The following is a 7,414-nucleotide window of genomic DNA, read 5'->3' on the forward strand; positions in this document are numbered from 1 at the left end:
CGCTCGCACAGCGGGTCCAGCCGAAGGTCCGCAAGGACCGATTGCCGACCCCTGCGGGGCCAGATCGATCACATCGTTCTTAGCCGATCGAACGCAACTTGGTATCAATCGTCGATCACATTGCGCGGCGCGAACAACATCGCCTCGGCGTCCTGACAACTCTGGCTGGCGATCGGCCGCTCGCTCAACTGCAGGGCGCGCAGGCTTTGGGCGATGGCGCCCTGGCCGAGTTCCAGCCGCGCGGCGTCGCGCCGTAAATGGTCGTCGAAGTGCTTTTGACGGAGCACGAAGTTCGAGACCAGCACGTGCCCTTCCTTGAGCGTGTAGTTGCGCAGCTTGAGCTGGCGATCGCGCACGCGTGCACGGTCGTCGCGCTCGCGGGAATCGCACACGAGACTGAGCACCGGCGCATCGGTCGGGCCGAGCGTGCAGCGCAGCTGGCGGCCCTCGCGATGAAAGGCGATCTCGGCCAGGCTCTTCGGAAAGCCGGCCAGATCGACACCGGCGTCGTAAGCAGCGCGGGTCGTGACCGGCAATTGCCACACGTAAGCGCTGAGCGCCTTGCCGGCGCCGCGAAACAGCGCGTCGAACGCCGGCGGAGCCCGGCCGCCGAAGGCGATGGGCAGTGCGATCGCGACTTCGTTGTACGCGCCGAGGTCGCTTTCGCGGTATTCGATGGCGGCCACCGTCAGCAGGCAGCGCCCCGGCGCCACTTCCACCGGCCGCATGCGCGCGTCCGGCAGCAGCCGGCGCGCTTCGGCGCTTGCTGCGGTGAAGACCGCCGTGATCGAGGAAAGCGCGGGGAAGAACAGCGGCACGCGCAGGCCGCCGGCCCAGGCCTGACGCATCACGTCGTCGAAGAAAGGAGTGCCTTGCATGCTGTTGCGGCGAGCAGCCTGCGTGCCCGGTCGAGCACAGGCTCGGCGTTGCCAGCGCATCGGTCGGATCAGTGTCGGGTGCTGGCAGTACTTGTGGGGCAGGGAACGCGGCTTGCCACTTGTTGTTGGCTGAAATTGCAAGCAGCGCACGAGGAGCAGCCGATGAACGACGACAAGCACTATCAACAACTGCGCCGGGACTACGAGCGCCAGCTCGACGATGACTACCGGAGCTGGCAGAGCCAGCGCGCCGGCTCGGGCCCCGAGCGCCCTCCGCCGGACGGCTCTGGCGAGAAGTCGAAGAAGCCCGAGAGCGCCGTGGAATCCTTCGGCCGCGCCATAGGCAGCGTGGTCACGGTGCCGGCCAGCCCGCAAGGGGCTGCCGGACTCGGAGACGATCCGTCGGCCGTGGGCGGCGTGCATTCGAGGCAAACCTCGTGAAGCGCGCCGGCAAGCCGCCGCCGCCTGCGGCCTCGCCTGACGCCGCAACGAGCGACCGGAAAGGGAAACGCCCCGACGCCGCCGAGTCGGTTGCCGGCGAAGAGGATCCGGGCAGCGCGCTGGAGCAATTCAGCGATCTGATGCATGACGCGCCCGCGCAAGGTGGTGAGGCGGACAATCCTGCGGCCGCTCAATCGCAGGGCACTGAGCCTCGGCGACGCCGCAGCGACGACGACGAACCCTTGCCCGAACCGGGGCCCGACCGGCCCGCCTGATGCCCGGCCGCGCCGGGCCGAAGCAACGCTTCGACTCCCGGCCTCGTAGTACGCTTCGAGGCTGAAAACAAGGAGCGTTTCATGAACAAGGTATACCCGGGCGCGGCTGCGGCGCTCGACGGCATCGTGCGCGACGGGCAATTGCTCGCGGTCGGCGGCTTCGGCCTGTGCGGCATTCCCGAGGCCTTGATCGAAGCGCTGCGCGACAGCGGCGCCAAGGATCTCACCGTGATCTCGAACAACGCCGGCATCGACGGCTTCGGCCTGGGCAAGCTGCTCGAAACGCGCCAGATCAGCAAGATGATCTCCAGCTACGTGGGCGAGAACAAGGAGTTCGAGCGCCAGTACCTGGCCGGCGAGCTCGAACTGGAGTTCACGCCGCAAGGCACGCTGGCGGAGAAGCTGCGGGCCGGCGGCGCCGGCATTCCGGCCTTCTTCACCCGCACCGGCGTGGGCACCATCGTGGCCGAAGGCAAGGAGACGAAAGATTTCGACGGCCACACCTACGTGATGGAACGCTCGCTCAACCCGGAGGTGTCGCTGGTCAAGGCCTTCAAGGCCGACAAGAGCGGCAACCTCGTGTTTCGCCGCACCGCGCGCAACTTCAACCCGGCCGCCGCGATGGCCGGCAAGATCACGGTGGTCGAAGTGGAGCAACTGGTCGAGGTGGGCGAGATCGACCCGGACGACGTGCACCTGCCGGGCATCTATGTGCACCGCATCGTCGTGAACGCGAGCCCCGAGAAGCGCATCGAGAAGCGCACGGTCACCGCAGCCGCGACCGCAACCACGACCGAGAAGAAGGGAGCCTGACCATGGCCTGGACGCAAGATCAGATGGCCGCCAAGGCCGCGGCCGAACTCAAGGACGGCTACTACGTCAACCTCGGCATCGGCATTCCCACTTTGGTGGCGAACTTCGTGCCGAAGAACATCGAGGTCTGGCTGCAGAGCGAGAACGGCATGCTGGGCATCGGCGCCTTCCCGACCGAAGGCGAGGTCGATGCCGATCTCATCAACGCCGGCAAGCAGACCGTGACCACCATCCCCGGCTCGAGCATCTTCGGCTCGCACGACAGCTTCGCGATGATCCGCGGGGGCAAGATCAACCTGTCGATCCTGGGCGCCATGCAGGTCAGCGAGAAGGGCGACCTCGCCAACTGGATGATCCCCGGCAAGATGATCAAGGGCATGGGCGGCGCGATGGACCTGGTGGCTGGCGTGCCGCGGGTGATCGTTGTGATGGAGCATGTGGCGCGCAAGAAGGACGGCACGACCGACCTCAAGATATTGCCGCAGTGCACCCTGCCGCTCACGGGCGTGGGCGTGGTCAACCGGATCATCACGGACCTGGCGGTGATGGACGTGACGCCCGAGGGCCTGAAGCTGGTCGAGCTGGCCGCCGGTGTGACGCGCGACGAGGTGCAGTCGAAGACGGGCGTGCCGCTGCATTGACGACGGATCGCGCGCGCTGTCCGGCGCGTTGGCAAAACAAGAGGGCGGCCCCGCGAGCCGCCCTTTTTTGTGCCTCGAGTACCTCAGCCCGGCGCTTCGCCGGCCACCCAGGCGCCGTCGACCAACAACTCGTGTGGTCGAAACTGAGACTTGTAGGCCATCTTCGGGCTCTCCTTGATCCAGTAGCCGAGGTAGACGCGCGGCAGCTTCAGCGCACGCGTCTGCTCGATCTGCCACAGCACGTTGTAGGTGCCGTAACTGGTGTCGGGCTCGGGCTCGTAGAAGGTGTAGACCGCCGAAAGGCCATCGCTCAGGATGTCGAGGATCGACACCATCTTGAGCGCGCCCAGGCCGCCATCCAGGCCCGGTGCACGGAACTCGACCAGCCGTGAATTTACGCGGCTTTGCAGCAGGAACTGCGTGTACTGGTCGATCGAGTCGTGATCCATCCCGCCGCCCGCGTGGCGGCCGGCCTGGTAGCGCAGGTAGAGCTGGTAGTGCTCGGGCACGAAGCCCAGCCTGAGCACGCGCGACTGCAGTCCCTGGTGCGCTTTCCATGCACGGCGCTGGCTGCGCGTGGGCGTGAAGCCGGCCACCGGCACGCGCAGCGGCACGCAGGCGCGGCAGCCGTCGCAATAGGGTCGGTAGGTGAACATGCCGCTGCGCCGAAAACCGCCCGCCACCAAGCCGGAATAGGCGTCCGCATGGATCAGGTGACTGGGCGTGGCGACCTGCGAGCGCGCCAGCCGGCCCGCGAGGTAGCTGCAGGGGTAGGGCGCCGTGGCATAGAACTGCAGCGACGCGAGCGGGAGTTCTTTCGGGTAGGTCACGGTCGGTGCAGGCGCAGCAGTGACTTGCGGTTCAACTCGAGGCCGGACTCGGCTTTGCAGGATACGGGCCGGTGTTCGTGGCGGCATTCGGGCCTGCTGGCAAGCCGAGATGCGTCCAGTGCGATCGATCATAGGACCAATCCTGCGGCGGTTTCTGGACAGTGGCTTGCGCGAGGTGCCGCTCGAATGCGTCGCGCGGGATCTCGCGGGCACCGAACGAGGCGAGGTGCTCGGTGCGCTGCTGGCAGTCGATCAGATCGATGCCGTGTGCCCGGCAAAAGGCGACCAGCGCCGCCAGCGCGATCTTCGAGGCGTCGGTGGCGTGCGAGAACATCGACTCGCCGAAGAACATGCGGCCCAGACTCACGCCGTACAGGCCGCCGAGCAACTCGCCGTCGCGCCAGGTTTCGAAGGAATGCACGGCGCCGAGCCGGTGCCAGGCGCTGTAGGCGGCCTGCAGCTCGGGCTGGATCCAGGTGCCGTGCTGGCCGGGGCGCGGGGTGCCGGCACAGCCCTCGATGACGCGCTCGAAGGCGCCGTCGATGCGCAACTCGCAGCCGGGGGATTCGATGAAACGGCGCAGCGTCTTGCGCAGCGAGTGCGAGAGCTTGAACGCCGCCACCGGCAGCACCATCCGCGGGTCGGGGCTCCACCACAACACCGGCTGGCCCTCGCTGTACCAGGGGAAGATGCCGCGCGCGTACGCTTCGGCGAGCCGCGCCGGCCCGAGATCGCCGCCCGCGGCCAAAAGGCCGGGCGCATCGCTCGAGGCCGGCAAGGCGCCGCCAGTGTCCGGCAGCGGCTGAAGGGGGCTGGCGAGCCAGGTGAGCATGGCTGCATTGTCGGCATCACGGCTTCGCCTTGCTCGGTTGGGATGAAGCCGTCGCGGACCGCCTTGGCGCTCCTGACGAGCTCGAGAGACGAAATCGCTCCACCCTGCTCGGTTCTCGTGTGGCCGCGTCCGTCGATGGGACAGGGCGGTTCCGTCAATCCAGCGTGAACAGCAGGGCGACGCCACCGACGTAGGCCACGAGCACTGCGAGCGAGTCGTACCCCATGCGCAGAAAGGTCCGGTCGCGGCGCTCGATCAGGCCGACCAGGAACAGCACCGAGACGACGATGCCGAGCAGTGCCGCCAACGCGGCGAAGTCGCCGACTTCGTTCAGCACCGGGCCGCCCCGGTAGAAGGCATCCACGACGAGCACCAGGCCGCCGTTGAACAGGTTGGTGCCGAAGATGTCGGACACCGCCATCACGTAGCGGCCTCGCCGCACCGACGCGATGACCGTGCTCACCTCGGGCAGCGAGGTCGAGATCGCCAACAACAAAAAACCGCCCAAACTCTGACCGAGACCGGTCTGCGCTGCGATCGCCTCGCCGGTCTTCGACAGCAAAAAGCCGGCGACGAGAATGACGGCGGCGCCGGCAGCGGTGCGAAGGGCGAGGGCACGCAGCGACCGCTTGCCGTCTTCGTGCGCTGCGTCGCTGCCCTGGCGCACCGGTGCGATTTCCGGCTCGGCGACCCATGAGTGCCGGCCTTGCGATTTCGAGGACTTCGTGATCAACCAGATCGACGCCACATAGACTGCGAACAGCACGATCGACCAAACGCCCACTCCGAACACTCCGTGGTCGCCTGAGATCACGGCGGCGGCGACGATGGCGAGTACCAGCGTGTTCAGCGCGATCTGCAGCAGGACGACCGGATCGGGTATCACCGAGGTCAGCGCGTCGCGGCCGATCACGGCGTCGGCCACCGCCAGGATCGCCACCTGCATCGCGACGCTGCCGAGCAGGTTGTTGACGGCAAGTTGCGCGTTGCCGGTGGCCGACGCCGTCACCGTCACGGCAACCTCCGGCAAAGACGTGATGCCGGCCAGCAACAGCAGGCCGACGGTCGCATGGCCGATCCCGGTCTTGCGTGCGATGGCGTCAGCGTAGCCGGCGATGCGCGTGCCGGCGAGCCACACCACGACGGCGGCGCCGGCGAATACCGCGGCGTGGATCCAAAGCGGCAGCTGTTCAAACATGGCTGGGGGGCGGCCGGCCGCGCCGCGTGGTAGCCGCTGTGCAGGCCGCGATCACCGCCGGTGAGTCGACGGCCATGCGCAGCTCAAGCAAGCGTATCCGCCCAGATGTTGTTCGCCCAGGACAGCGCGTAGCTCGCCTCCAGCGCCGAGCGTTCGGCCGACACGCCGCCGGACTGGGGGACCGCCTTGAAGGTCTTGTCGGCTCCAACGTACTCGTGGACGCTGGCGACGTGGATCACGCTGTCGTCGCCTACGAAGCTGTAGCAGGTGTTGGTGAGCATCGGCTGCGGGTCGACTTCGAGCCCGAGCAGTTGCGCGACGACCGCCGCGGCCGCCACCTTGCCGTGCGCATTGGCCATGTGGCCCGATTTGGGCATCGCCGGTGCGATCTGGATCGAGTCGCCCAGCACGTGGATGTCTTTCGCGGCGGTCGATTCGAAGCTGAGGTAGTCGACGTTGCACCAGCGCGCGTTGGAGTTGGCCAGCCCGGTCTGCACCGCGATGGCGCCGGCGCGCATGGGCGGCAGCACGTTGAGCACGTCGGCCTTCACTTCGTCGTGGATCTCGAACTTCACGGTGTTGGTCTTCGCATCGACCGCCACGGCCTTGTGCTGGCCGCGGAACTCGACCATGCCGGGGTAGAGCTCGCTCCAGGCCTTCTTGAAGAGGCCGCCCTTGGAGGTGACGTCGGGGTTGGCGTCGAGGATGAGCACCTTGGACTTCGGCTTGGCGCGCTTGAAATAAGCGGCCACCACGCTGGCCCGCTCGTAGGGCCCCGGCGGGCAGCGGTAGGGGGCTTCCGGCACGGTGATGGCGTAGGTGCCGCCGTCGGGCATGGCCTGGAGCTGCTTCCAGAGTGCCACCGTCTCCGGCCCCGCCTTCCAGGCCTGCAGGATGCGGCCACTGGCCTGAGCCGCTTGCAAGCCCTCCACCCGATCGAACATCAGCTCGATGCCGGGCGAGAGCACGAGCTTGTCGTAGCGCAGGGTCGAGCCGCCGGCCAGCGTGACGGTCTTCTTGGCCGGGTCGATGGCGGTGACGCGGTCCTGCGTTCGTTTCACGCCATGCCTGCCGGTCAGGCCGGCATAGGACGTGGTGATGTCGGCGAGTTGCTTGACGCCGCCCACCACGAGGTTGGAGATGGGGCAGGACACGAACGCCTCGTTCGGCTCGATCAACGTCACGTCGATGCTGTTGCCCGAGAGCAGCCGGATGTACTTGGCGGCCGTGGCGCCGCCGTAGCCGCCCCCCACCACCACCACCTTCGCGCTCGTCGGCGCGCTGGTGCGGCTGGTGGCGCAGCCGGCCAGCGTGCCGAGCGCGCCGGTCGCGGCAAGGGCCTGGATCAATTGACGTCTTTGCATGGCGGGCCCCTTATTTCTGCGCGGCGAAGTAGGCGGCGAGCGCGGTGATCTGCGCGTCGCTGTAGCCCTTGGCGATCTGGTGCATCACCGTCGCCGGGCGCTTGCCGTCGCGAAAGGCGCGCATCTGCTCGGCGGAGTAGGC

At 67.6% G+C, this 7,414-nt stretch carries 10 protein-coding genes; 4 read left to right on the plus strand and 6 right to left on the minus strand.

All coding sequences use genetic code 11. The annotated features are described in order from the left end of the window. Positions 1-104: 104 nt before the first annotated feature. On the minus strand, positions 105-878 hold the full coding sequence (locus tag H0W38_RS12270; protein ID WP_292454382.1) for an acetoacetate decarboxylase family protein: 774 nt from the start codon (positions 876-878) through the stop codon (positions 105-107). A gap of 162 nt (positions 879-1,040) precedes the next feature. Here H0W38_RS12270 and H0W38_RS12275 point away from each other — a divergent pair, with 162 nt between their 5' ends. From H0W38_RS12275 to H0W38_RS12290, 4 genes are all read left to right on the plus strand, one after another. Beyond that, positions 1,041-1,319, plus strand: coding sequence for a hypothetical protein (locus H0W38_RS12275; protein WP_292454384.1), 279 nt, complete (start codon positions 1,041-1,043; stop codon positions 1,317-1,319). Next, positions 1,316-1,594, plus strand: coding sequence for a hypothetical protein (locus tag H0W38_RS12280; protein ID WP_292454388.1), 279 nt, complete (start codon positions 1,316-1,318; stop codon positions 1,592-1,594). Before H0W38_RS12275 ends, H0W38_RS12280 begins: the two co-directional genes overlap by 4 nt. Positions 1,595-1,675: 81 nt before the next feature. Next, complete coding sequence (locus tag H0W38_RS12285; RefSeq protein WP_292454390.1) at positions 1,676-2,407, plus strand: CoA transferase subunit A; 732 nt, start codon at positions 1,676-1,678, stop codon at positions 2,405-2,407. A 2-nt stretch (positions 2,408-2,409) separates the two neighbouring features. Next, positions 2,410-3,048 carry a 3-oxoacid CoA-transferase subunit B gene (locus H0W38_RS12290; RefSeq protein ID WP_292454392.1) on the plus strand — a complete coding sequence of 213 codons (639 nt, stop codon included), beginning with the start codon at positions 2,410-2,412 and terminating at the stop codon, positions 3,046-3,048. 83 nt (positions 3,049-3,131) lie between these two features. On the opposite strand, the gene H0W38_RS12295 is transcribed toward H0W38_RS12290, so the two are convergent. The 5 genes from H0W38_RS12295 to H0W38_RS12315 all read right to left on the minus strand — a co-directional run. Continuing rightward, on the minus strand, positions 3,132-3,878 hold the full coding sequence (locus tag H0W38_RS12295) for an arginyltransferase (protein WP_292454394.1): 747 nt from the start codon (positions 3,876-3,878) through the stop codon (positions 3,132-3,134). A 31-nt stretch (positions 3,879-3,909) separates the two neighbouring features. Beyond that, complete coding sequence (aat, locus tag H0W38_RS12300) at positions 3,910-4,710, minus strand: leucyl/phenylalanyl-tRNA--protein transferase (protein ID WP_292454396.1); 801 nt, start codon at positions 4,708-4,710, stop codon at positions 3,910-3,912. Between the two features lie 154 nt (positions 4,711-4,864). After that, entirely contained in the window at positions 4,865-5,908 is a 1,044-nt protein-coding gene (locus tag H0W38_RS12305) for a sodium:calcium antiporter (RefSeq protein WP_292454398.1), read from the minus strand. 83 nt (positions 5,909-5,991) lie between these two features. After that, positions 5,992-7,272 (minus strand): NAD(P)/FAD-dependent oxidoreductase, encoded by a 1,281-nt coding sequence (locus tag H0W38_RS12310; RefSeq protein ID WP_292454400.1) that lies wholly within the window; start codon positions 7,270-7,272, stop codon positions 5,992-5,994. A 10-nt stretch (positions 7,273-7,282) separates the two neighbouring features. Then, positions 7,283-7,414 (minus strand): cytochrome c (locus H0W38_RS12315; RefSeq protein ID WP_367161996.1); only part of this gene is annotated, 132 nt, incomplete at its 5' end.

The organism is Methylibium sp. (assembly GCF_013817365.1).
Lineage (GTDB): Bacteria > Pseudomonadota > Gammaproteobacteria > Burkholderiales > Burkholderiaceae_C > Methylibium.